Source organism: Methanobrevibacter woesei, assembly GCF_003111605.1.
Lineage (GTDB): Archaea > Methanobacteriota > Methanobacteria > Methanobacteriales > Methanobacteriaceae > Methanocatella > Methanocatella woesei.
On sequence record NZ_MZGU01000006.1, the window covers coordinates 1 to 23,786 of the forward strand.

General features: G+C 31.2%; 27 protein-coding genes and 1 rRNA gene. 12 read left to right on the forward strand and 16 right to left on the reverse strand.

The features are described from left to right. Nucleotides 1-114: ribosomal RNA gene (locus MBBWO_RS06245) — 16S ribosomal RNA — on the reverse strand; the annotation flags it as partial. Nucleotides 115-773: 659 nt separating this feature from the next. On the opposite strand from MBBWO_RS06245, the gene mer reads away from it, so the two are divergent. The 4 genes from mer to MBBWO_RS06265 all read left to right on the forward strand — a co-directional run bounded on the left by mer (nucleotide 774) and on the right by MBBWO_RS06265 (nucleotide 4,866). Further along, nucleotides 774-1,736, forward strand: coding sequence for a 5,10-methylenetetrahydromethanopterin reductase (mer, locus tag MBBWO_RS06250; RefSeq protein WP_116670039.1), 963 nt, complete (start codon nucleotides 774-776; stop codon nucleotides 1,734-1,736). A 190-nt stretch (nucleotides 1,737-1,926) separates the two neighbouring features. Further along, entirely contained in the window at nucleotides 1,927-3,009 is a 1,083-nt protein-coding gene (locus MBBWO_RS06255) for an archaeosine biosynthesis radical SAM protein RaSEA (RefSeq protein ID WP_116670040.1), read from the forward strand. Between the two features lie 43 nt (nucleotides 3,010-3,052). Then, nucleotides 3,053-3,535 (forward strand): DUF308 domain-containing protein, encoded by a 483-nt coding sequence (locus MBBWO_RS06260; RefSeq protein WP_116670041.1) that lies wholly within the window; start codon nucleotides 3,053-3,055, stop codon nucleotides 3,533-3,535. Between the two features lie 32 nt (nucleotides 3,536-3,567). After that, nucleotides 3,568-4,866, forward strand: coding sequence for a nucleotidyl transferase family protein (locus MBBWO_RS06265; protein ID WP_116670042.1), 1,299 nt, complete (start codon nucleotides 3,568-3,570; stop codon nucleotides 4,864-4,866). 2 nt (nucleotides 4,867-4,868) lie between these two features. Here MBBWO_RS06265 and MBBWO_RS06270 read toward each other — a convergent pair whose 3' ends face one another. The 7 genes from MBBWO_RS06270 to MBBWO_RS06300 all read right to left on the reverse strand — a co-directional run bounded on the left by MBBWO_RS06270 (nucleotide 4,869) and on the right by MBBWO_RS06300 (nucleotide 10,520). Continuing rightward, nucleotides 4,869-5,660: an ADP-ribosylglycohydrolase family protein gene (locus MBBWO_RS06270; protein WP_116670043.1), complete on the reverse strand. Its 792-nt coding sequence runs from the start codon at nucleotides 5,658-5,660 to the stop codon at nucleotides 4,869-4,871. Between the two features lie 92 nt (nucleotides 5,661-5,752). Continuing rightward, entirely contained in the window at nucleotides 5,753-6,484 is a 732-nt protein-coding gene (locus MBBWO_RS06275; protein ID WP_116670044.1) for an HIBADH family dehydrogenase, read from the reverse strand. A gap of 11 nt (nucleotides 6,485-6,495) precedes the next feature. After that, the gene (locus MBBWO_RS06280; RefSeq protein ID WP_116670045.1) at nucleotides 6,496-7,359 is read right to left on the reverse strand and encodes a damage-control phosphatase ARMT1 family protein; all 864 of its coding nucleotides are present in this window, start codon (nucleotides 7,357-7,359) and stop codon (nucleotides 6,496-6,498) included. A gap of 1 nt (nucleotide 7,360) precedes the next feature. Next, a complete protein-coding gene (locus MBBWO_RS06285) occupies nucleotides 7,361-7,573 on the reverse strand; it encodes a MoaD/ThiS family protein (protein WP_243408481.1) in 213 nt (70 codons plus the stop codon). After that, the gene (locus MBBWO_RS06290; RefSeq protein ID WP_116670046.1) at nucleotides 7,566-8,486 is read right to left on the reverse strand and encodes a TIGR00269 family protein; all 921 of its coding nucleotides are present in this window, start codon (nucleotides 8,484-8,486) and stop codon (nucleotides 7,566-7,568) included. Before MBBWO_RS06290 ends, MBBWO_RS06285 begins: the two co-directional genes overlap by 8 nt. A gap of 10 nt (nucleotides 8,487-8,496) precedes the next feature. Further along, nucleotides 8,497-9,657 carry a VWA domain-containing protein gene (locus tag MBBWO_RS06295; RefSeq protein WP_116670047.1) on the reverse strand — a complete coding sequence of 387 codons (1,161 nt, stop codon included), beginning with the start codon at nucleotides 9,655-9,657 and terminating at the stop codon, nucleotides 8,497-8,499. A 5-nt stretch (nucleotides 9,658-9,662) separates the two neighbouring features. Next, nucleotides 9,663-10,520 (reverse strand): AAA family ATPase, encoded by an 858-nt coding sequence (locus MBBWO_RS06300; RefSeq protein ID WP_116670048.1) that lies wholly within the window; start codon nucleotides 10,518-10,520, stop codon nucleotides 9,663-9,665. Nucleotides 10,521-10,661: 141 nt separating this feature from the next. Between MBBWO_RS06300 and MBBWO_RS06305 the strand changes: the two genes are divergently transcribed. Continuing rightward, the gene (locus MBBWO_RS06305; RefSeq protein WP_116670049.1) at nucleotides 10,662-11,069 is read left to right on the forward strand and encodes a 1,4-beta-cellobiosidase; all 408 of its coding nucleotides are present in this window, start codon (nucleotides 10,662-10,664) and stop codon (nucleotides 11,067-11,069) included. An 11-nt stretch (nucleotides 11,070-11,080) separates the two neighbouring features. On the opposite strand, the gene MBBWO_RS06310 is transcribed toward MBBWO_RS06305, so the two are convergent. Next, nucleotides 11,081-12,679, reverse strand: a complete 1,599-nt coding sequence (locus MBBWO_RS06310; RefSeq protein WP_116670050.1) for a dihydropteroate synthase-like protein — start codon at nucleotides 12,677-12,679, stop codon at nucleotides 11,081-11,083. 335 nt (nucleotides 12,680-13,014) lie between these two features. Between MBBWO_RS06310 and MBBWO_RS06315 the strand changes: the two genes are divergently transcribed. From MBBWO_RS06315 to MBBWO_RS06345, 7 genes are all read left to right on the forward strand, one after another. Beyond that, on the forward strand, nucleotides 13,015-13,539 hold the full coding sequence (locus tag MBBWO_RS06315; RefSeq protein ID WP_116670051.1) for a pyruvate ferredoxin oxidoreductase subunit gamma: 525 nt from the start codon (nucleotides 13,015-13,017) through the stop codon (nucleotides 13,537-13,539). Between the two features lie 23 nt (nucleotides 13,540-13,562). Further along, nucleotides 13,563-13,805: a pyruvate synthase subunit PorD gene (porD, locus tag MBBWO_RS06320; protein WP_116670052.1), complete on the forward strand. Its 243-nt coding sequence runs from the start codon at nucleotides 13,563-13,565 to the stop codon at nucleotides 13,803-13,805. 24 nt (nucleotides 13,806-13,829) lie between these two features. Further along, entirely contained in the window at nucleotides 13,830-14,975 is a 1,146-nt protein-coding gene (gene porA, locus MBBWO_RS06325) for a pyruvate synthase subunit PorA (RefSeq protein ID WP_116670053.1), read from the forward strand. 1 nt (nucleotide 14,976) lies between these two features. Beyond that, nucleotides 14,977-15,843, forward strand: coding sequence for a pyruvate synthase subunit PorB (porB, locus tag MBBWO_RS06330; RefSeq protein ID WP_116670054.1), 867 nt, complete (start codon nucleotides 14,977-14,979; stop codon nucleotides 15,841-15,843). A gap of 16 nt (nucleotides 15,844-15,859) precedes the next feature. Further along, nucleotides 15,860-16,354, forward strand: coding sequence for a 4Fe-4S dicluster domain-containing protein (locus tag MBBWO_RS06335; protein WP_116670055.1), 495 nt, complete (start codon nucleotides 15,860-15,862; stop codon nucleotides 16,352-16,354). A gap of 12 nt (nucleotides 16,355-16,366) precedes the next feature. Next, complete coding sequence (locus MBBWO_RS06340) at nucleotides 16,367-16,795, forward strand: 4Fe-4S dicluster domain-containing protein (RefSeq protein WP_116670056.1); 429 nt, start codon at nucleotides 16,367-16,369, stop codon at nucleotides 16,793-16,795. Nucleotides 16,796-16,918: 123 nt separating this feature from the next. Further along, entirely contained in the window at nucleotides 16,919-17,758 is an 840-nt protein-coding gene (locus MBBWO_RS06345; RefSeq protein ID WP_116670057.1) for a fumarate hydratase, read from the forward strand. A gap of 37 nt (nucleotides 17,759-17,795) precedes the next feature. Here MBBWO_RS06345 and MBBWO_RS06350 read toward each other — a convergent pair whose 3' ends face one another. The 7 genes from MBBWO_RS06350 to MBBWO_RS06380 all read right to left on the reverse strand — a co-directional run bounded on the left by MBBWO_RS06350 (nucleotide 17,796) and on the right by MBBWO_RS06380 (nucleotide 23,782). Next, nucleotides 17,796-18,485, reverse strand: coding sequence for a phosphate signaling complex PhoU family protein (locus MBBWO_RS06350; RefSeq protein WP_116670058.1), 690 nt, complete (start codon nucleotides 18,483-18,485; stop codon nucleotides 17,796-17,798). Nucleotides 18,486-18,500: 15 nt separating this feature from the next. Further along, on the reverse strand, nucleotides 18,501-19,250 hold the full coding sequence (gene pstB / locus MBBWO_RS06355) for a phosphate ABC transporter ATP-binding protein PstB (RefSeq protein ID WP_116670059.1): 750 nt from the start codon (nucleotides 19,248-19,250) through the stop codon (nucleotides 18,501-18,503). Between the two features lie 3 nt (nucleotides 19,251-19,253). Further along, the gene (pstA, locus tag MBBWO_RS06360) at nucleotides 19,254-20,099 is read right to left on the reverse strand and encodes a phosphate ABC transporter permease PstA (RefSeq protein WP_394340367.1); all 846 of its coding nucleotides are present in this window, start codon (nucleotides 20,097-20,099) and stop codon (nucleotides 19,254-19,256) included. A 2-nt stretch (nucleotides 20,100-20,101) separates the two neighbouring features. After that, nucleotides 20,102-20,977: a phosphate ABC transporter permease subunit PstC gene (gene pstC / locus MBBWO_RS06365; protein WP_116670061.1), complete on the reverse strand. Its 876-nt coding sequence runs from the start codon at nucleotides 20,975-20,977 to the stop codon at nucleotides 20,102-20,104. A gap of 24 nt (nucleotides 20,978-21,001) precedes the next feature. Continuing rightward, nucleotides 21,002-21,811: a phosphate ABC transporter substrate-binding protein gene (locus tag MBBWO_RS06370; protein WP_116670062.1), complete on the reverse strand. Its 810-nt coding sequence runs from the start codon at nucleotides 21,809-21,811 to the stop codon at nucleotides 21,002-21,004. 106 nt (nucleotides 21,812-21,917) lie between these two features. Further along, a complete protein-coding gene (locus MBBWO_RS06375) occupies nucleotides 21,918-22,733 on the reverse strand; it encodes a phosphate ABC transporter substrate-binding protein (RefSeq protein ID WP_116670063.1) in 816 nt (271 codons plus the stop codon). 164 nt (nucleotides 22,734-22,897) lie between these two features. Further along, on the reverse strand, nucleotides 22,898-23,782 hold the full coding sequence (locus tag MBBWO_RS06380) for a phosphate signaling complex PhoU family protein (protein WP_116670064.1): 885 nt from the start codon (nucleotides 23,780-23,782) through the stop codon (nucleotides 22,898-22,900). Nucleotides 23,783-23,786: the final 4 nt, after the last annotated feature.

Genomic DNA, 23,786 nt, shown 5'->3' on the forward strand with positions numbered 1-23,786 from the left:
AAGGGTAGGTTATCCACGTGTTACTGAGCCGTACGCCACGAATCTAAATTCGTTCAACTTGCATGGCTTAATCGAATCCCAATAGCAGTAGCATCTGCCAGGATCAAACAGAATTGAAAAAAGCAGAATACAATATGTAAAGTACAAAACTACACAAAAGTAATAGACAGGATATGCATACTTGATAAAAATCTAACAATCAAATATCACCACATCTACAAAACCTACATCATATCTAAATAATATTAGACACTCATCATGAATAATAATCAATTAATATAAAATATAGCATTTTACAAAAAAACACTACACAATAATAATATAATTATAATAAATTATAGCTACATGCGGAAAAGCAACCATCATAGCTGAAATTGTTACAACACAATAAGCTTAGGTCATCGCCATAAAACACATAGCACATCTAATAGCAAGAGAAGTTTTATACACAAATTCATTTTAAAAATATTGCAATTTTTATTAAAAACTTAAAATATTCATAATAATCATTACATATCATAAATTCAAAAAATATTATGAATATAAATCACGTTTAATAGACAAATAATGAAAATAAAATTTTCTTTAAAGATAATTATAATCCTTAATACCCATGAAATAATGATTAATACTAAAAATAAAATTTGTAATACATAGGTTATTTATTATATTATGTAGTAGCAGAATATCAGATTATATTTAAAACTTTCTATCTAAATCAAATAATAATTACTTTATATATACCAAAATATAATTTAATTTGGTGATAAAATATGAAGTTCGGTATAGAATTTGTTCCGCAACAACCATTAAGTGAAATTGTAGAATTAGTAAAATTAGCAGAAGATGTTGGTTTTGAATACACCTGGATTACAGATCATTACAACAACAAAAATGTATACGCAGCATTAGCATTAATCGCTGACGCAACTGAAACTATTAAATTAGGACCTGGTGTAACTAACCCATATGTAAGAAGTCCTGCTATTTCAGCATCTGCAATTGCAACCATTGATGAAATTTCTGAAGGAAGAGCTACCTTTGGTATTGGTCCTGGAGACAAAGCTACTTTCGATGCATTAGGTATTGAATGGACTAAACCAGTATCCACCATTAGATCTGCTATCGCTGATATTAACACTTTATTAGCTGGAGAAAAAACTGAAGGTGGAGCAGCATTAGGTGGAGTAAAAGCTGTACAAGAAAAAATCCCTATTTACATGGGTGCACAAGGACCTAAAATGTTAGAAACCGCAGGAGAAATCGCTGACGGTGTTTTAATCAACGCATCCAACCCTAAAGATTATGAAGCAGCAATGCCTATGATTAAAAAAGGTATTGAAAATGCTGGCGGATCAAAAGACTTCGATGTAGGTGCATACACTGCAACTTCTATTGGTGCTGACTCTGATGCAGCTAAAAACGCAGCAAGAATTGTTGCAGCATTCATTGCAGCAGGTTCCCCAGCTCCTGTATTAGAAAGACACGGATTACCTGAAGGAATTAACGAAAAAATCGGTGCATGCTTAGGTAAAGGTGACTTCGGTGGAGCAATTGGTCTTGTAGACGATGCTGTACTCGATGCATTTTCCGTATGTGGTACTCCTGACGAATTTATACCTAAGATTGAAGGTTTAGCTGAAATGGGTGTAACCCAATACGTAGCTGGATCCCCTGTAGGTAAAGATGTAAAAGAATCTATCAAATTATTAGGAGACGTAATCGCAAGTTTCTAAACTCCTAATTTTTTCTTTTTTTCTTTTTCTTTTTTTAATCAAATATCAAAACTGTTTTTTTAACTCTAATTTTATAAGCACTAGCTATTTTTTTAAAAGTCTTATTCTCCAGATTATACAAACTTTTAATTAAAAACAATTTCTTATATTATAATAATATTGTAGGAATTAGTTATGACAAGGTAGTATAATGGAGATTGAAAAATTAACAAAAGAAATTAGAAATCGTGCTTTTGAAAAAAAGAAAGATAAGACACCTGAACAAGTTGCTGCTAGTTGGTATAATGATGATTTAACTTACAATGGTGTTTCAAAAACATTATTTATGATTTTACCTACTCCAGGATGTTCATGGGCTCTTGGAGACAGTGGTGGATGTACAATGTGCAGTTATGTTTCTGATTGTACATTAGAGCCTATTGATGATGATAAAATCATTGAAATATTTAACAACCACTTATCTAGATTTCCAATAGCTGAAGAAGATAAAATATCAGTTAAACTTTTTGCATCTGGAAGTTTTTTAAATCCATATGAACTTCCAAAGACAGCTCGTGATTATATTCTTAAAAAACTAGCTGAAATGGATAATGTTTGCGAAATTATTGTTGAATCAAGACCTGAATATGTAAATGAAAAAGTTCTTGATGAAATCTTTGAAATAATTGGTGATAAATTATTTGAAGTTAGTATGGGTCTTGAAACATACAATGATGAAACCAGATTAAACAAAATCAATAAAGGATTTACAGCTAAAGATTTTGAAGATGCAGTTCATTTAATTCAAAAAATGAGAGATGAAAAAGATTATGATATTAAATCTAAAGCATATGTTTTTGTTAAGCCTATCTTATTAAATGAAAAAGAAGCTATTGATGAAGCTATTGAAACTGCATATTATTGTGAAGAATTAGGCGTTGACAGATTGTCTTTCTGTCCTGCAACCATCCATGCTCAAACTTTAATTGAAAGATTATGGAGACAGGGCGCATACAACCCTCCTTGGATTTGGAGTGCAATTGAAATCATAAATACAGTTCGTGAAAATGTTAAAATTCCTGCACTACTGGATACTTCTGGTTTTGGTTCTAGGAGAGGACCATATAATTGTAAAAAATGTAACAAGACTTTGAAAAATATGATAATTGATTCAAATCTTACCCAAAGTCTCATTGAATATGATTGTGAATGTAAAAAACAGTGGAAAGCAGAAGTTATTGCAAGTGATATGAATAAATCAAAAACCCCTGTAAAACATATTCCATTATACTAATATAACATGAAAAATAGATATTTTATACAATAGGAGGAAAAAAATGAAGATGGAATTAGTAAGTGTACTTTCTGTAATTTTAGGTATACTAATTATTGCATTTCCTATAATGGGAGTTATTGCTGCTTCAGACTTGATTGGACTAGCTTTACTTTTAATAGCCATTATTCTTTTAATTACAGGAGTATCAATTATGGATTACAATACATCTGGAGCGATTCTAGACTATTTTTTAGGTATTGTAATGCTTATTGTCAGCTTAATTATAATTTTTAATCCAAATTTCTTCCCATTCCTTGCTGAAATCCTATTATACCTTGGAGGAATATTCCTAATAATTGTTGGAGTTGTAGCTCTTATTAATAATCGCCAAGGCAGATTTGGATTTTGGATTGGTATTGCAGGAATTCTTCTCGGTGTAATTTACATTGTTGTGGGAACCTACATATCTGATCCTATTGTTTTAGGAACATTAATTGGAGTTTGGTTAATAATTAGCGGAATATTAAAATTCTTAGATAGATAGAATTAAAAGAATCTATCACTCTTCTTTTTTTGGTGTTTACAATGATATGTATAAGTGCAGATTTTGACCCTGTTCATAAAGGGCATGAACAGTTAATTAAAAAGGGTAGAGAAATAGCTGATGAAAAGGGATGTGAACTTGTTGTTTACCTAAATAAAGGTTTCAGTGCTAATCATGCACCTTTTTTTGTTAATTTTGATGCAAGATCTAAAATGGCACTGGCTTTAGGTGCTGATAGAATAGTTCCTGTTGAAGGACTTCATCACAGATTCATTTTATCTTACAGTGTTCCAATAAGGCTTTCTATGATGCATGAAGATGGAGCAACAGATTATATTACTGGAGCCTCAATTTCACTTGATGAAATAGCTAAAAAGGCAGAACGCTTTATAAAAGAAGGAAAATTTGTTGGAATGCCCAAAAACTATCCTAATAGAAATGAAATTAGATGGTATGCATTGAATGAATTTTTAAAAGATAAATATGGTCGTAAACTTGATTTTCATGTTATAAAAGAAGTCAAAGATGGTGGAAAAGTTTCAGGAAGATTAATAAGACAGTCAATTATTGATAATGATTATACCATCCCTAAAGAAACAAGAAAAGTTCTTCCAAAATCCACAATAGAAATTCTTGAAGAAGAAATAGCTAAAGGCCAGATAAACAATGAACGCAACTATAAAGAGATTTTTAAAACAATGAATACCACCTCCAGAGGCTATTTATCCAAAATTGCTTATTTAAATGGAAAAGCAGTTAATGAAATTATTAAAAGAAGAGTTTATAGAGATAATGAATCTATCTGGGCAGCCTTTAGAAGAGCTGACTATGGTCCTGTAATGACAAGACTTGCAGTAAGTGCAATTGAGATGAATGTTACTAAAAAAGAAGTAATGGATTTAATGAAAGAATATGAATCCCTAAATCTAATTCCAAGTGAACAGAAAGTTCAAAGGGTTATTGACCGTGCATGGTATGTTGCATCCCAAATAGAAAATGGCCTAAGTGCAGGTGAAGCTAACAAAAAGTTTAGAAGTGAAAAAATAGCTATCGATTCAACACCTCTTGAAATACATGCTGGACTTAACTTGACTAAATTTGAAACAAAATTAATGAAAGAAGGCATAAATGCAGATGTCTATGTTGATAAGGACAATAAGGTATCTGTTGAGCTTAGGGCAGAGGGTAAAAAAATAAAAACCAATCTTAGATTACCTGCAAAAGAAGTGACCTATTTAAGATATATTATAGATTCAAATTTTATTCCAGTTACTGGTGTTGTTGAAAAAAGTAAGAAAGGGTTTAAAATAAAAGTTGAAATTGGTAAATAACGCTATAGAGAGATATCATTAAATTTGAATAATATATTTCTTAGTTCATCATTTAAAATATCAATAGCTGGTTTATAAATATCCTGTGGCACTTCCCAGTAAGCTGATGCAATACTTCCAGCAATAGCTGCCTGTGTATCAGCATCTCCACCTAAAGAAATTGCATTCCTTATAGTGCTTTCATAATCATCACTTACTAAAAAGGCCATAATGGATTCTGGAACTGAACCCTGACATGATGCATCAAAAGAATATTCCTTTCTGAGTCTGTTGAAATCCCTACTTAAATCATAATGATATTCTTCTTCAATATACTCCTTAATTTTATTTTTACTTTTCCCAGTTTTTGCAAGATAAATAGTTGCTGCAACACTTTTTGCCCCTTTAATTCCTTCAGGATGATTATGAGTCACTTTTGCTGATTTTTCAGCCAGCTGTTCAACTTCTTCCAATGAATTTCCAATCCATGCAACTGGTGATACCCTCATAGCTGAACCATTACCCCAACTATTATATGGATCTGGACTTGATGCTTCCAGCCAGTTTAAAAAGAGACCACCATATCCAGCTGAGGGATAATTATTTCCAAAGTATTTTAAATTTTTAATAAGAGATTTTTCACTTAAATCTTTCCTATCTTCAAGTATCCATGATGCAATAGCTACTGTCATGATTGTGTCATCAGTAAATCGTGAATTTACAGGATACAATTCAAAATCAGTACTTTTAAGACCTTCTCTTTCACGTGTAGAACCAATTATGTCACCACAGATAGCACCAATAATTCCTTTCATTTTAACATCCTCAGTTAATAAATTATATTTAATTAGATAATAAGATTATAATAAGTGCTTCTATTTGAAGTTTATATCAAAAAAGGAAATTATCATATTCTTTTTAACTTTTTATATGTGGCACGAGTCATAGTTAAATCATTGAAATCTTTAAAATAAGAAATTATTTCTTCCAGTTCCTCTTCTTTTCTAGAGGAACTATTTTTTGTATTTTTTATCCGAGAGAGTGCACTGTTGATAAATGCATCCCCTTCACTGTATGCAATTGTTTCAAGAACTTCTTTTTCTAAATTAAATTCCTTTGCAATTTCCATTGTTTCAATAAGTGTTGTAGAAACAGTTTTTGTATAAATGCTTCTTAAAAGTTTCAAACGGGAAGCATCACCAATCTTATCGCTTATTATTTTTACAGGCAAATAGCTATTTAAGAAAACAAGCTGGTCTGCTTTCTCACCAGATAAATAAATCATAGGAGAGGATTCAACTTTTCCAATGATTGCCCCATCCACAAAATTATCAACAGTTTTATTTATTTCTTCAGATGTTTCAGGTGAAATATTATTTAAATCAAGAAATATTCCTTTGGTTTTAGACCCGTATTCACTAGCTACTTCAAGTGCCTGTGAAGGAGAATTTGCAGAGATTAATAAATCTGATTCAATAGCTACCTGATTAAAATCATCTAAAATCTCAACATTAGCTTTTTTCATCCTGTTAATTGATTGTTTGGATCTGCCATAATCTGAAGAGATTATTTTTTCATTTCTGAAGAGTATAGTTAAGTTTTCACTAACTCTTCCAAAACCAATAAACCCTATTATCATATTGAATCTTATTAATTAGCTTTTAAAATAACCATATCCTGAAGGTTTACTCCAATATCTCTTGAAATAACATCACATTTAGAGCAGAACATGAAGTATAAATCTTTATCAGAAGTGTCTATCTCTGTAAGACCTTCATAATTTCCCATTCCTTTAGATATTATGAAATCATGGTCATTAAAGATCTCTCTAAATTCATCAGAGATTTCACTATCCACATATCCAACAGTTCCTGCACCAATCTCTACAAGGTCAGCAAATTCATCAAGACCCACATCCAAAGCATCTTCCATGCACGCATCATTTATAATTGGTTCAGATTTTACTGCAACTGTAATATCAACATCATACTCCTTAATTTTTCTAAGAAGTAACTTATCAAATACAATCTCACCAGTATTATCTACAAGATATAAGACTTTATTATGTTTCTTTAAAGATTCTTCAAAATGTTCTACATCATTTATAGTTAATTCCTTTTTAAGCGCATTGTTTATTAGTGAATCAACATCAGTATCAATTTTAAAAGCTCCAAAATCTAAAATATTTCCAATAATAGCTATTTTAACATGATTTTCCAGACTATCATTTTCTCTAAGAATATCTTCAACAACAGGAATATATTTCAAAGCTATCCTATTTCCTTCAGCTTTTTCCTGAACATAAGGATCCCTGCAGCCAGTTCTTTCTTTAATTAAATTATGAATCTGAGAACCAGTTTTATTTGAGTTGGTGGTACTGTAAAAATTAGAACTTAAAAATTCATAAATTTCTCTTATTAATTCTATTTTAAGATTATAATCCTCTGTTGCTAAATCAATAGCTTCACTAGCTTGTCTTAAAAAACATGCTCCACATTCAAAACCAATTTTCAATTTAACCACCATATATAATTTGAACTAATTGAATTTCATCGCCATCATTAATTTTATTTTCTTTAATTACAATTTCCCCATTTTGTTTTGGAACATATAGCTGAGAAGATAATTCTAGCTGATTAAATAAATCTTCAATAGTGAAATCATCATGAGGCAATTCCATATCTTCTATTTTGTCTTTAATTTTTAATGTGAATGAAATTTTAATCACCTTTTAATTCCTCAATAAAACTACAGGCTCTGCATAATTCATTTGCTGAAGGCTGACCACATATTTTACATCTAGAAGAGGAATACTGCTTATCTAAAGAATTACCAAGTGCCTTTTTAATTTTATCATATCCTCTTAAGGTGGAATATTTGATTGTAGGGTGTTTTTCATTAAGTTTATTTATTAAATCTGAAACTTCAGCTCTGAAAGACTGCATAGCATATGGACAGCTATCAAAATGCACATCCAAACCTTTAGCAACAACATATAATCCTATTTCATACTCGGGAATTTCTCTTAATGGTTTGATTTTAACTGTAAACTCTTCAGCTTTAGATTCAGTCTTTGGACCTAATTTAGTCAAATTATCAATATTTCCCTCAAGATAATTCATCATAATACCCTGAACTTCATCATCTAAATTATGCCCAGTAGCTATTTTTGTAGCACCCATTTCACGTGCTGCCTTATTAATAAGAGCTCTTCTAAAAACACCACAATAAGTGCAGGACCCTCTGTGGTTTTCTCTTTGCATTATTTCATCCAAAGTAATGCCATATTCTTCCTTAAGAGAAACAACCCTATGCTCAATTCCTAATCGTTTTGCATGATTTATAGCTATATCTACACCATCTTGACGATATCCATCTATTCCTTCATCAACAGTTACTGCACAAATATCAATTATATGCATTTTACGAAAACTATCTAAAATTTCAAGAACAGTTACACTATCTTTACCTCCAGAAAGCGCAATTAATACTTTATCTCCTTTGTCAAGAAGTTTTTCTTTTTTAACTGTTTTAATAGCTTTTTTCTCAATTGATTCAATAAAACAGTCCTTACACAAAGCCTGACCAGACTGTTCTTTTTTAATTATAACTTGAGGATTACCACATTTAGTACATTTCATAATAATCTCCCTACATAGATTCTACAAATCTAGCTAGTTGATTTAATGTATTAACTTCAAAAACTTGAGCTCCCGCATCTTCATAAAGGGAAACACAACTATCAACAATATCCCATTTATTTCTATCTTCAGGGTTTAAAATAATAACCTTTTTTGAATCTCTTACCATTTCTTCAATTAAATCACGACTGGACTGAACTCCATCAACCTTAGGTCCTGCCCAATCTCTACAATCAGACAAAATAATGACATAGGATTTGTTACTTAAATTTACCTTATCCATAAACTGTTCAAAGGCAGTATACATATTAGATGTTCCATGAATCATAGCATTCTTAATACGTAAATCTTTCACTTTAATAAAAGAATTAAGCAAAGTATCTTCTTTCAAAGCCCCAGTTGTTTCAATAACCTTATTATCAAATTCAAAGGTTCTGGAATTTTTAAATGCTGTTTGAGTAGAATACATCAGCATAAAAAACCAGCTACTAATCCATTCACAAGACCCACTGATATCATTTAAGAAAAGATGCTCATTTTTATGAAGTCTTGGTTTTGCTTTTACAAGCTCAATAGGAGTTCCACCATACTTAAGATTAGCCCTAATAGTTCTCCTCATGTCAATTCTATTTGTTTTAGCTAAAGATTTTCTCCTTGAACGTTTATTAGCTATTCTCCTACCTAATCTTTGACAGATTTCAAGCATTCTAGGATCAAAACGGTTAAGTTTAGTTAGATCCTTATTCATTAACTCCCCATCTCTTTCAAGTTTCTGTACTTCTTCAAGTAAGGGCTGGCCTGAAAGTTGTTTAAGCATTTCATTATTAATTTTCTCTTTACGGAGCTTACTGGATTTAGAGTTTGGTTTTTTAATTATGTATTTATTAGATTTTGGACCACCTTTACCATAAGTGAACTTCTCATTAGCTTTACTTTTTGCTTCCTGTTCAAATTCATCATTTGGCCTAAATAGTTCATCAAAAATCTTATTGAATTTAGGAATATCATATTTATCTTTAATATAAATAGAACGAAGAGCAGTCCTTAAAATATTCCTATCTTCATCAGCCAAATTATTATAGGTTACTACTGCTGACTGTGTACTTCTAACACTTACTGGAATGCCTGCATCTCTTAACTTCTTAGACAATAAGGCAATTTCATCAATCATAGTTATTATCCTTTGTTAAAAAATTCTTTTAAAACTCTTTTTTTATCACTTTCAGTTTTAATAGCTACTCCAATACTATCTTCAAGAGAATCTTCTAAGTTTTTATTATCTAAATTCATAGCAGATCTAACCCAGTCAACAGTACCTCTAACCGATGGCTTTTTCATTAAATTAAGATTACGTATTTTATGTACAAGTGAAACTACTTTAGATACAGTTTCTTCATCCACATTAGGGATTTTAGATTTAACAATTTCAATTTCCCTACCCATTGATGGGTATGGCATATATAAGAAAAGACATCTGTCTTTTGTTTCATCAAGTAAAGACCTTTGAGAGTTAGATGTTAAAACTACTATTAAATCATTTTGAAGTTGGAAAGTGCCTAAATCATTAATTGTTATTTCCTTTTCACCTAATGCCTGAAGAAGGAAACTTTCAACTTCTTCATCTGCCTTATCAATTTCATCAATAAGCAATACTGAAGGTTTATCATTTAAAAAAGCTTTAAGAAGTGGCCTTCTAATGAAAAATTCTTCATCAAATAATTCTTCCTTATTTTTCTCTTTATCTTTGGCAACTTCTAAAAATAACAACTGTTTTTGATAATTCCATTCACCAACAATCTGTTCAAAAGTAATTCCTTCATAACATTGAATCCTGAAGAAATCCCTGTCAAATGCTTTAGCTATAACTTTAGCAAATTCAGTTTTACCAACACCTGGAGGTCCTTCAATTAATGTTGGTTTAGAAAGTAATAAGGATAAGTACAATGTAGTTGAAATCTCATTATTTGGCACATAATCATTTGATTTGAGAATTTTATTAATCTCTTTAATTGAAATAACATTTGGATTTTGCAATTTTATAAACCTCCCCTATTGATTTTTAACAATATACTATTATATATATTATTACTTAAATTTATGAGTGAGAAAAAGTGAAAAATATATAACAAATATAACACAATATAAATTTAATTAACTGAAAAAGGGGGAGACCTATTGGAAAGAGACAATGCAATAATTGTTGTGTTAATTGCTGTAATCATTATAATCGCAGCAGGAACAGTATTTTTAATAGCTGAAGATATGAATCCATTAAATAATACTGGTAATTTAACTGGTATGAACATGTCAAATAACACCACAAATACCAGTTTTATAGATAATGATGCAGATTCCAGCAGTTCATCTGCAGATAGTGGAAGCTCAAGCAGTAGTTCCAGTTCAGGAAGTAGTGTAAGTTCTAGTGGATCAAGCTCAGGCGGATCAAGTACAGGTGGAAGCTCACACACTGGCGGATCAAGCTCAGGCGGAGATTCTAGCTCTAGTGGAAGCACAGACACTGGAGGAAGTAGCAGTGGTGCAGGACAAGCACCTGGAACTGATACTGGAGGAGACTTCGACTAAATAAAAAAAAATTAATTAAATTTTTCTGGGACTTTAAATAAATCAAAGTCCTGAACATAATCTTTTTTTGTAATTTTTGCGATTTCAGCTTTTTGAAGTTCACTACCCAAATAAGCAGCATGTTCCATACGTGTAACTAATTTTTGATTAATTATTTCTTCATAAACTTCTTTAGCGGTAGTTCCTTCAATTATTAAATCTGGCTGATTCTTCTTAAAATGAATAGCAAATATTCTACTTTTATCAACAGTTGAACCATGTTTTACAGTGATTTTAAAACTGCCTGCAGGATCACGACTAAACTTCATAGGAGAATCCCTTTTAACTCTTTCAACTTCATCAATATCTACATCAACAAGATCTAATTTTATATGTTTATCTTTAAATTCTACCAAATTAATACCCAAATCTTTAGGAATAGAGTTTCTATTTTTAGCTAAAAACATCATTTTACTTGCAATAGCTAATTCATAAACACTACCTCTTGTTTTACCACTCTCTTCAGGAGTGAATAAAATACTTACTCCTAATTCCATTCCAATACCTGCAAGAAGTGCATTAACACCTGTTGAATCAGCATCCATTAATTCAGAAACATTTCCTACACCAAAAAACATAGGCATAGGATTTATCTTATGGAAATCATGACATGCAATAATTGATTCAACAATACTACTACTATTAACAGGATCTAAAATTAAATCAGCTACTCCTGAAACCCCTTCAGTTTTCTTAATAAGTTCAGCCATTGCATCCACCCTTTCTTTTGGAGTTTCAGGTGAAATTCCCTCAGTAAAGTTAGTTGGAAGCAGTACTGCAGGAACATCATACTCTTTTAAAGTATCTCGAACTTTAGGTGCATTTCCTAAATCAACACTTAAAACAAAATCAATTCCATTTTCACAAGCCACTTTAATTTCTTTTGGGTTTAATGTATCGATACTTAGAGGACGATTCCCAACAATTGGTCTTAAAGTATTAATTAAATCAGGAATTTTATCAGAGTAATCTTCTCCTGCAGCCATACCAATATCAACCATATCTGCTCCGGAATCAACAAAAAAATGGCATTTTTTAATTAAATCTTCTTTAGATAAAAAAGGAGCATTAGCTATTTCAGCAAGTACCCTCATAGGAAAATCTTCACCAACTGGAAGGTTACCAATCATCATATTATTTGGCTTTTTAAGAAGTTCTTTAATTTTATCCTTATCATTTTCAAAATCTTCAATGAATTTAAGTGCTTCTTTTCTTTTTTCTTCAGCTATTAATTTATCCGCAGGTTTATCCTCAGATAATTCAATTTTATCTAAAAGATTAATAACCATAGCTAAATCCGCCCCATCAGTAGAACCTTTAAATGTAGGAACACCAATCTCTTTGGTAATTTCACTAGTGCCCTTCTTAATTAATCCCGGTACTAAAATCAAATCAATTTCATTTAGTTCATCAGAAAAATTTTCTTTAATTTCATTTATAATCTGATTAGGAGTTAAAAAAGCAGCTACCTGAGTATCTGCAACATGAACAATAATATCTTCTTTTAAACCTTTAACAACATCTTTAATTAAAGGATAAGCCAAATTTCCAGTTATAATTAAAATTTTCATAAAATGCCTCATTGTTAATTCATATTTATCATATAATTTATAATCATTAACAATATTTCTTAAATTAACTATATAATAATATAATATATTTTTACTCAAAATTAACCTAATCAAAAGATAAAAAGAAGCAATGAAAATTAAAAATCATATCAAAGTTGTTATAAAATCAATTAAAATATAAAACAAATAACTATTTTTCAAGAAAAATAATATATAAAAATTAATCAAATTTAAAAATAAATGGGAAATTTTTATCAACTGTTAAAATAATATAAAACTTTATATATTTTGTAATTTATAATGATTATACATGATAAACTATGGAGGAAAAATAAATGATTGAGATTCGTTTTCACGGACGTGGAGGACAAGGATCTGTAACTGCTGCTGAAATTTTAGCAAAAGCAGCTTTTAAAGATGGTAAATATGTCCAAGCGTTTCCATTCTTTGGAGTAGAGCGTAGGGGTGCTCCAGTTATGGCTTTTACAAGAATTGACGATAAGCCAATCGATATTAGATATCAAATATACACACCAGACTATGTTTTAGTTTTAGATGATGGATTAATGAATGTTATAGACGTGTTTTCAGGAGCTAAAGAAAATACTGAAGTAATTATTAATATTGCAGAAGAATTTAAAGGAAAAGTAGATGTTCCAGTTCATTCCATTGATGCAACAGGAATTGCATTAGATATGTTAGGCCGTAATATTGTAAATACAATTATTTTAGGTTATTTCGCTAAAAAAACCCAAGTTGTAAGTATCGATTCTTTAATTGAAGTTATTAAAGAAACATTCCCTGGAAAAGTCGGCGAATTAAATGCAGAAGCTACTAAAAAAGCCTACGAAATGGGTTAACTAATTTTTAAGGAGATTTATATATGGTATCACTAGGATGCGTTATTAAAACACCTGGAAACAGTAGAAATAACAAAACTGGAAGTTGGAGAACATTTAAACCAATTTTAGATAAAGAAAAATGTGTAGACTGTGACAATTGTATTATATTTTGTCCAGACTCTTCTGTAAATAAAGATCACGACATTGATTATGATTATTGTAAAGGTTGTGGAATCTGTTCCAATGAATGTCCAGTTAATGCAATCGAAATGATTAAAGAATAAATTAAAAAAGGTAGGAGAGAATACATGAAAAAAGAAGTTATGACAGCAAATAAAGCAGTAGCTGAAGCTGTTAAATTATGTAAACCACAAGTCATTCCTGTTTACCCGATTACTCCACAAACAACTATTTCTGAATACCTTGCTCAATTTGTAGCAGATGAAGAAATTGATGCAAAATATGTAAAAGTAGAATCAGAACATAGTGCAATGAGTGCCGCTGTAGGAGCAAGTGGTGCAGGAGTAAGAGTATTTACAGCAACATCATCACAAGGATTAATGTTAATGCATGAGATTATATTTGCAGCAGCAGGTATGAGAACACCAATAGTTTTAGCAGATGCAAATAGGGCAATTTCATCCCCATTAAACATATGGAACGACCAACAAGATTCCATTGCTCAAAGGGATTCTGGATGGTTACAAATATATGTAGAAAATGCACAAGAAGCATTAGATACTACTATAATGGCATTTAAAATTTCTGAAAATGAAAAAGTTTTATTACCATCCATGGTTTGTTTAGATGGATTTATTTTAACTCACACAGTAGAACCTGTTGAAATTCCAGAACAATCTAAAGTAGATGAATTTTTACCTCCATATAACCCAAAACATTCCTATTTAGATCCAAATGAACCAATGTCAGTAGGTACATTAGCTGACCCTGATTACTACCTTGAAGCAAGACATAGTATGCAAGTAGCTATGGAAAATTCATTAGAAGTAATTGAAGAAACCTGTAAAGAATTTGCAGAAAAATTTGGAAGAGAATATGGATTAGTTGACCCATACAAATGCGAAGACGCAGATATTATTTTCGTTGCAATGGGTTCTGTCTGCAGTACTCTTAGAGTAATGGTAGATGAATTAAGAGCAAAAGGAGAAAAAGTAGGTTTACTCAAAGTAAGAGCTTACAGACCTTTCCCTGTAAAAGCTATTGATGAAATCGTTAAAAACTGTGAAAAATTAGCAGTTATCGATAAAAACGTTACCTTTGGAATTGGTGGAGCTTTATTCACAGATATTAAAGCAAAAATCCACAAAGATGCATATGGATTTATTGTTGGATTAGGTGGAAGAGACATCACACCAGAATCAATATTAGAAGTTTATGAAAAAACCAAAAACCCTGAAAAAGAGGTTACTTGGATAGGACTTAAGGAGGAATAAAATGAAAATACCTGAAGAAGAATTATTAGCACCTGGTCACAGAGGATGTGCAGGATGTGGAGCTTCCATTGGAGTAAGATTAGCTCTTAAAGCATTAGGTAAAAACACCGTAGCTATTTCAGCTACTGGATGTCTTGAAGTAATGACCACTCCTTATCCTGAAACTGCATGGGAAATTCCATGGATTCACGTAGCATTTGAAAACGCAGGAGCAGTTGCATCTGGTGTAGAAAGTGCACTTAGAATTCAAGGAAAAGATGATGTAAATGTTGTTGCTTTCGGAGGAGACGGAGGTACCGTAGATATCGGTTTACAATCCCTTTCTGGAGCAATGGAAAGAGGACATAATTTTACCTACATCTGTTATGATAACGAAGCATATATGAACACAGGTATTCAAAGAAGTGGAGCTACACCTTACGGTGCTTCAACAACTACTTCACCAGTAGGTAAAGACAGCTTTGGGGAAAACAAACCTAAAAAGAATATGCCAATGATTATGGCTGCTCATGGTATCCCATATGTAGCTACTGCATCAATCTCTTATCCTGAAGACTTCATGAAAAAAGTTAAAAAAGCTGCTGAAGTTGATGGACCTGCATACATCCACTTAAATCAGCCATGTACTACTGGTTGGGGATATCCATCATCAAAAACCATTGAAATGGGTAGATTAGCAGTAGAAACTGGTTCCTGGATATTGTATGAAATTGAAAACGGAGAATTCAATGTAACATACAGACCATCTGAAAGAAAACCAGTATCTGAATATTTAAAACCACAAAAAAGATTCAGACACTTAACTGAAGATCATATCGAAGAAATACAAAAACTTGTTGATAGTCAATGCGAAGAATTAGGATTATAAAAAGGAGAGGAGAACATTGGAAAAAATAAATGTAAATAGAGAATTATGTGATGGATGTTTAGATTGTGAACATTCTTGTCAATCATTACATAGTTCTTCTAGAATCAAAATTTTAGAATATGATTCTTCTTTCTATCCCATAATTTGTCAGCAATGTGAAGATGCACCATGTGCTAAAATATGTCCAACAGAAGCAATGTCACAAACTGATGTTGACCATGATAAATGTATTGGCTGTGGATTATGCAGTATGGTTTGCCCATTTGGTGCAATTACAATTACAAACACTGCTGAAAAATGTAATCGCTGTGCAGATAGAGAAGAAGGACCTGCATGTATTAAAGCATGTTCTAAAAGAGCTATCTCTCTTATTAATCCAGAAAAACTTAAAGCAGCAAAACAAGAAAAGTATATTGCCAAACTCGCTGGAAAAACAAAAGGTAAGAGACAAAATAGCTTTGTCAATATCATAACATCAGGAGCTAGAACAAATAAGGTTCTAAAAGAATAAAGAGGTATTAAAATGAGCGATTTAATATTTACTCCAGAACTTTGTGTGGACTGCATGAAATGTGAACGTAACTGTCCACAAAATTCAATGAAATTAGTTGATAAAGTTCCATTATTCTGTATGCATTGTAGTCCTGAAAAAGCTCCATGTTTATTAATATGTCCAGAAGGTGCAATTGAAGCATTAGGTGGTGCAATTACCATCAACAATGAAAAATGTATTGGCTGTGGAGCATGTGAAAGAGCATGTCCAATAGGAGCAATCCATATAGATGGTTTTGGAGATGTTCATAAATGCAACCTTTGCAATGACCAAGATGAAAAACAATGCGTCGCAAATTGCCCAACTGGAGCTCTTAAAGACGATATAGACGAACAAATTGCAGAAAAACAGAAAAAAATAGCTAGTGAATTTAACAAAATTAAAGAAATTCTCAAATAGCTATTTTTATTTACTTTTTTTACTTATTTTTTCATCAAATTATATTAAACAAAACTATATAAGACCACTATTATAAAATTAATAATAGTTTTATTTTTAAAAAATTTTATAAAGGTTTTAACATTGATTAGTCAAGACACAATTAAAGAAGCAGTTTATGAACTTTACAAAGAAGCTGTCATAAATCTCTCAGAAGATATGAAAAAATCACTTGAAGATGCTCTTAAAAATGAGACTCATGAATTAGGTAAACTAAATATTAAAGCTATCCTTAAAAATATTGAAATAGCTGAAGAAAAAGGAATTCCAATGTGCCAAGATACAGGTCTTCCCGTGATTTTTATTAAACTTGGAAATGTTGAAGTTGAAAATCTTAGAAAAGGAATCGAAGAGGGAATCATAAAAGCAACTAAAGAAATTCCAATAAGACCAAATATCGTAGATCCAATAACAAGAGAAAATACAAATATTAATGTTGGAACTGCAATCCCTCCAATAGATATTGAACTAATTGATGAAGATTACCTTGAAATTACTATTCTACCTAAAGGATTCGGTTCAGAAAACAATAATGCTTTAAAAATGGCATTACCTGCAGAAGGAATTGAAGGAATTAAAAAATTTGTTGTTGAATCTGTTCTTAAAGCTAAAGGTAAACCTTGCCCTCCAACCGTTGTTGGTGTAGGTATTGGAGGAACCTCAGATTTAGCTTTGAAATTAGGTAAAAAAGCATTATTAGGAGAAATCGGAAAAAGAAATCCTAATCCAACAATTGCTAATCTAGAAAAAGAAATAATGGATGAAATTAATGCAAGTGGAATAGGACCTATGGGATTAGGTGGAAAAACAACAACCCTTGATGTAAAAATCTTAAAAGCACATACTCATACTGCAGGACTTCCTGTTGGAGTATGCATACAATGTTGGGCAAATAGACATGCTACAACTAAAATTTATGATTAAAAAAAAAAATAAAAAATAGAATTGATTATAAAAATAATCAATTTTCTTCTTTTAATTGTTCAATACGAGGTCTTCTGTTAGTATTAATAAATACAACTCTGTCCCCAATCTGAACAACTCTGTCCCCTATCCTTTCCAAATATCTTGTAAGGAAAAGAAGGTTAATAATACCTAATGCAAAATCTGTTTTTTGAGCTACAAGTTGAGTGATTTGTCTTAAAATAGAATCAAATAAATCATCTACTTTATCATCATCAACAGCCAATTCTTTAGCTCTTGAGATATCCTGATTTATAAAAGAACTGAAACCTTTAGTTAACATAATTTGTACATAATCAATCATAAACTGTACATCACTTTTTAATTGTTCAGAAATTTTAATATCTTTAATTTCATTACAAGCTTCAGCAATATTTCTACATAAATATGCAATTCTTTTAATGTGAGACATTACACGGATAGAAGATTCAACATAAAGCAAATCACTAGCAAGAGGTTGTTCAACAGCTATGAAACGAATACAACTTCTTTCAATCTCATAACCATATATATCCATTTCTTTACTTTTTTCAACAACTTCATCAGCTTTCTTTTGATCGTATTTTTCAAATAAAGAAATAGCTTTCTTGTATAAACTTACTGTTTCATTACAATAATTTTCTAGCTCTAATCTAATTGATTTAATCCTTTCTTTGAAAACAACACTTGGATATTTTTTATTTGGCATTTTATCACCTTTAATTTATCCGAACCTACCAGTAATATATTCTTCAGTTCTTTTTTCTTTAGGGTTTACAAATATTTGATCTGTTAATCCGCTTTCAATAATTTCACCATTTAAGAAGAATGAAGTATATTCAGAAACTCTTGTTGCTTGTTGCATATTGTGAGTAACCATAACAATAGTATAATCTTCTTTAAGAGAATGTATTAAATCTTCGATTTTTAATGTTGAAATTGGATCTAAAGCAGAACAAGGTTCATCCATAAGGATAACATCTGGACTTGTAGCAATAGTACGAGCAATACATAACCTTTGTTGTTGACCACCAGATAAACCCATAGCAGACATATCAAGTTTATCTTTAACTTCATCCCAAATTGCTGCAGCTTTTAAACTTTCTTCAACAACTTGAGCAATATGATCTTTGTCAGTTTCACCATGTATTTTTAATCCATAAGCTACATTTTCAAATATTGATTTTGGGAATGGATTAGGTTTCTGGAATACCATTCCAACTCTTCTTCTTAAATCTACAACATCTACAGAATCATCATAAATGTCAACACCATCTAAATATATATTTCCTTCATGTCTAAATGTTGGTGTTAAGTCATTCATCCTATTAATAGTTCTAATAAATGTGGATTTACCACAACCAGAAGGTCCAATAAGAGCAGTTACAGAATTTTTTGGAACCTCCATATTAAGATCTTTTAGGATATGGGCTTCCCCAAAGTAAGTATTTAAATTTTCAACTTTAATTTTCATTAGTTATCTCCCCATCATTTTTCTTTGATACCTATCCACAACGAAATTGGTTATAATAGTTAATATCAATACAATTATAACAAGAACAGCCGCAGTTCCATATGCATTATCTAAAGAAATACCTTCAGTAGCTAATACATACAAGTGAAGTGGTAATGGTCTACCAGGATCAAATATAGAAATAGGAACTGTCAATGCTGAACCTACTGCATACATAACAGCAGCAGCTTCTGAAATAGCCCTTGTCATAGCAAGAATAATACCTGTAATAATACCTGGAATAGCTGCAGGTAAAACAACAGAATAAATTGTTTGCCATTTAGTAGCACCTAACCCATAACTTCCTTCTTTATAACTCTCTGGAATTGAAGTTAATGTTACCTCAGCAACTTGGAAGATAGTAGGAATTGCCATAATAGCTAGTACTAAACCAGCAGACAAAATAGACCAACCTAATTGTAAAAATACAACGAAAAACGCTAACCCGAATAAACCAAATACAATAGATGGAATAGAAGCTAAAGTCTCTGAACCAAATCTAATAAATTTAATAATTTTTTGGTTAGTAGCATATTCAGACATATAAATAGCTGCTCCAACACCAAGAGGAGTTGCAATAATTGCAGCTATAAGAACCACATATATACTGGATATAATCATTGGGAAAATACCACCAGCTTCACCAGAATCAATAGGTTCTCCAAGTAAAAAATCAAGATTTACTACAGGAAGTCCTTTAATTAAAATATAACCTAAAATAATAATCAGAATCAACAAAGTAGCAATTCCAGATAATATGAAAATACCGTTCATAATTTTTTGAGAGGTTTTAGGAGTCATAATACTCATAATTAAGCACCTCCATCACTATCAATACCATATTTGTTTTGTACATAGTTTGCAATTAATAATAATACAATAATAATCAAGAACAATACTACTGCAGTTCCAAATAATGCATTATAATGTAAACCAGTAGCATAACCCATTTCTAATGCAATGTTAGAAGTAAGAGTTCTTACAGGTTCAAATATGGATCCTGGAATTTGAGCAACGTTACCTGCAACCATAATAACTGCTAAAGTTTCACCAATAGCCCTCCCAATACCCAAAATAATCGCGGTGATAATTCCAGGTAAAGCAGTTGGGAAAATAATATGACGTATTGTTTGCCAGTGAGTTGAACCAAGACCTAATGCAGCTTCTTTAAATTCATGAGGTACTGCTTTAATAGCATCTTGTGAAACAGATATAATTGTTGGCAAAATCATAACAGCTAAAATTAAAGCTGCAGTAAATACACTGAAACCAGTACCTCCAAAACTTTCACGAATTATAGGTACAACAACAGTGAGACCAAAGAAACCGTATACTACGGATGGAATACCTGCTAAAGTTTGGATAACTGGTTTTAATATTAATCTAACTTTATTAGGAGCAACTTCTTCCATGAAAATAGCACATAATAAAGATAAAGGAACTGCCATAACTAATGAAAGTAATGTTACATAGATAGAACCTACAATCATTGGCAGTACACCATACTGGTTGTCACCTGGAGACCATATCATGCCTGCTAAGAAATGGAAAAATCCATATTCTTGGAAAGCAGGTACTGCTTCACTTATGATGAATACCAATATGATTAAAATTATAAAAATAGAAAGGATTGCTGTAATGAAAAGTCCCTTTTCTATTAATATTTCATCAAAATTTTTACTCTCCATATACATCACACATTAATTATAATATTAATTTGGTGGAACAATTTTAGCATCTATAATTATTTGTTCTCCTTCAGGAGATTTAATCCAATCTACAAAATCATGCACTGCTTGAGAATAGTTATCTTCATTAATAACAAATAAAAATGGTCTTTGAAGTTCATAAGAACCATCAGCTATAGTTTCTTCAGAAACAATAACATTATTAACTGTAAGAGATTTTACATCATCACTCATATGTGCAAAAGACATATATCCAATAGCTCCAGGATCTGTAGAAACTGCTTGCTTAACAGATTCAGTAGAACTTTGAACAATAGCATCAGATTTAATGTCTTCATCACCCATAACAATACTCTCAAAAGCATCTCTAGTACCAGAACCTTCTTCACGAGTCACAACATGAATTTCTTCATCAGGTCCTCCTAATTCTTTCCAATTAGTTATTTCACCACTAAAAATCTGGTTTATCTGATCAGTAGATAAATCATTAATAGTATTACTATTATGAACCCCAATAACAATACCCTCTTTACCTAATTCCACAGTTTCAACACCAACACTATCCTCAGCAGATAATTCCTTAGAACTTGTACCTATATCAGCAATACCTTGCGATACTGATCTAATACCCATTCCGGAACCTCCGCCTTGAACATTGACTTGAATATCATCCCGATTACCAACATATTCAGTGGCTAATTGTTCAGCTAATGGTTGTACGGATGTAGATCCGGCTATATCTATCCTATCTTTATCAAATCCAGAAATTATAGATATTGCAATAATTACAATAATTATAACAACTAAAATTAAACCTTTATATTTTGTTTTCATGATAAAACCCTAATAAAAGATTTAACTTAAAAACTATAAATAAATTAAGATTTTAAAATGAAAAAAAATAAATGAATATGGTCATCGACCATATTGACAATTAAACTTAGCTTGCAGATTTAACAATTTTTTCTTCAGCTAATACTTTAGATCCTTCATCACTTAATACCCAATCAATGAACTCTTTTACATCACCAGTTGGTTCACCGTTGGTAAGGAATAAGAATGGTCTTTGTAATTCGTAGGTACCATCTGCGATAGTAGCATCAGATGGAGCTACACCATTAACATTTAAAGATTTTACATCATCACTCATATGAGCGTAAGATACAAAACCGATTGCATTAGGATCTTGAGCGACAGATTGTTTTACAGCTTCAGTGGAACTTTGAACTACAGCATCACTTTTTAATTCTTTGTCACCCATTACGATACTTTCAAATGCATCTAATGTACCGGAACCTTCTTCACGAGTAATGACATTGATTTCACCATCAGCACCACCGACTTCATTCCAGTTGGTAATTTCACCAGAGAAAATTCCTTGTAATTGTTCAGTGGTTAAATCAGAAACAGAATTACTTGGATTTACAGCCATTACAATTCCGTCTTGACCTAATTCATGTTTGACTAAATTTGGACCTTCACTTTGGTCAACATCTTTAGAACTCATACCAATATCAGCGGTTCCATCATTTGCATTTTTAATACCTACACTAGAACCTCCACCTTGAACAGTGATATCTGCATCAGGATGGGACTCTTTATAAACTTCGACTAACTTCTCAGCGACAGGTTGTACAGAGGTTGATCCAACCACGTCGATATGAGAGGAACTTGCACTACCAGTAGCGAGAACTGCTCCCGCAATGAGTACAATGATTACAATAATACCAATAATATATTTACTTTTTGTATTCATTTCTTTAACCTCAAACATACTTTGGAAATTAAACCTATATAAATGTTACCTTTAATGTGAATTTTATTTCCTAAAAAGTGAATAAAAAAAATAATTTAAAAAATTATTAGGAATTATAATTCTCATAATAGGAACAAATAGTGCAAAAAAAGAAGAAAATAGAGTTATCTAAAAGTACGGGGAGTTGTTGATCTTGGAATATTATCATGGAATTCAATAGCTACATCCATAATTTCAATACAGATATCTCCAATTCTTTCAAAAGCTTTGATAACACGGAATAAATAAATGAAGTAGTTTGAACGTTCTTTTTCTTCAAAGGAATTTTCAGCCATTTGAGTAGCAATTAAGTTCACAGATTTGGACTGTAAAATATGAAGAGAATCTTCTAACTCCATTACTTCATCTCTTAAATGAGTTTTATTTGATAAAAAAGCACCCATCGATAAATTAATCATTTTTTTAGATGCAGAGTACATTTTTTTAATGTTTTTAAGAATTTTTTCATCAATTATATAATCATCATTAATAACAAATTTGGAAATATGGGCACAGTAATCACCAATACGTTCCAAATCATATGCAACCTCATTATATAATACAGACTTTGAAAATTCAGGATGTTGATTAAGACTAACAACAGTTTCAACAGTTGTCCTTACCTTTTCAACCATATTATTTGTTGTGTAATCCATCTCAAGAGAATAATTTGCTTTCTCTTTATCATATTCTAAGAAAGATTCAAAAGATGTTTTAAGCTGATCTTTAACATGTTTTGCCATATTCTCAAGCATATCATTAATTAAAGTATTTCCAGTAGTGTCTTTAGGAGTAAAAGACTCACCAAAAGACTCGGAAATTTCTTCATAACTTTTCAAGTCAATCATGTATGCTCTCTTAACAGTCCCATCTTTTACTAAAGGTTGTAATAATTGAGTAACATACCTACGGGTGATTCCCAATTTCTCAGCTATTTCTTCCTGAGTTGATGGGTTTTCATATAATATTAAATCTAAAATATCTTTAAGAGTTTTATTCTTTTTCGGAATATTT

Coding starts and splice junctions, on each gene's coding strand:
- MBBWO_RS06340 (WP_116670056.1), top strand. CDS start 16,367: ATGAGCGATTTAATATTTACTCCAGAACTTTGTGTGGACTGCATGAAA.
- pstA (WP_394340367.1), bottom strand. CDS start 20,099: ATGAGTATTATGACTCCTAAAACCTCTCAAAAAATTATGAACGGTATT.
- MBBWO_RS06275 (WP_116670044.1), bottom strand. CDS start 6,484: ATGATAATAGGGTTTATTGGTTTTGGAAGAGTTAGTGAAAACTTAACT.
- mer (WP_116670039.1), top strand. CDS start 774: ATGAAGTTCGGTATAGAATTTGTTCCGCAACAACCATTAAGTGAAATT.
- porB (WP_116670054.1), top strand. CDS start 14,977: ATGAAAATACCTGAAGAAGAATTATTAGCACCTGGTCACAGAGGATGT.
- porD (WP_116670052.1), top strand. CDS start 13,563: ATGGTATCACTAGGATGCGTTATTAAAACACCTGGAAACAGTAGAAAT.
- MBBWO_RS06315 (WP_116670051.1), top strand. CDS start 13,015: ATGATTGAGATTCGTTTTCACGGACGTGGAGGACAAGGATCTGTAACT.
- porA (WP_116670053.1), top strand. CDS start 13,830: ATGAAAAAAGAAGTTATGACAGCAAATAAAGCAGTAGCTGAAGCTGTT.
- MBBWO_RS06295 (WP_116670047.1), bottom strand. CDS start 9,657: ATGATTGATGAAATTGCCTTATTGTCTAAGAAGTTAAGAGATGCAGGC.
- MBBWO_RS06350 (WP_116670058.1), bottom strand. CDS start 18,485: ATGCCAAATAAAAAATATCCAAGTGTTGTTTTCAAAGAAAGGATTAAA.
- pstC (WP_116670061.1), bottom strand. CDS start 20,977: ATGGAGAGTAAAAATTTTGATGAAATATTAATAGAAAAGGGACTTTTC.
- MBBWO_RS06310 (WP_116670050.1), bottom strand. CDS start 12,679: ATGAAAATTTTAATTATAACTGGAAATTTGGCTTATCCTTTAATTAAA.
- MBBWO_RS06375 (WP_116670063.1), bottom strand. CDS start 22,733: ATGAATACAAAAAGTAAATATATTATTGGTATTATTGTAATCATTGTA.
- MBBWO_RS06370 (WP_116670062.1), bottom strand. CDS start 21,811: ATGAAAACAAAATATAAAGGTTTAATTTTAGTTGTTATAATTATTGTA.
- MBBWO_RS06255 (WP_116670040.1), top strand. CDS start 1,927: ATGGAGATTGAAAAATTAACAAAAGAAATTAGAAATCGTGCTTTTGAA.
- MBBWO_RS06260 (WP_116670041.1), top strand. CDS start 3,053: ATGAAGATGGAATTAGTAAGTGTACTTTCTGTAATTTTAGGTATACTA.
- MBBWO_RS06290 (WP_116670046.1), bottom strand. CDS start 8,486: ATGAAATGTACTAAATGTGGTAATCCTCAAGTTATAATTAAAAAAGAA.
- MBBWO_RS06270 (WP_116670043.1), bottom strand. CDS start 5,660: ATGAAAGGAATTATTGGTGCTATCTGTGGTGACATAATTGGTTCTACA.
- pstB (WP_116670059.1), bottom strand. CDS start 19,250: ATGAAAATTAAAGTTGAAAATTTAAATACTTACTTTGGGGAAGCCCAT.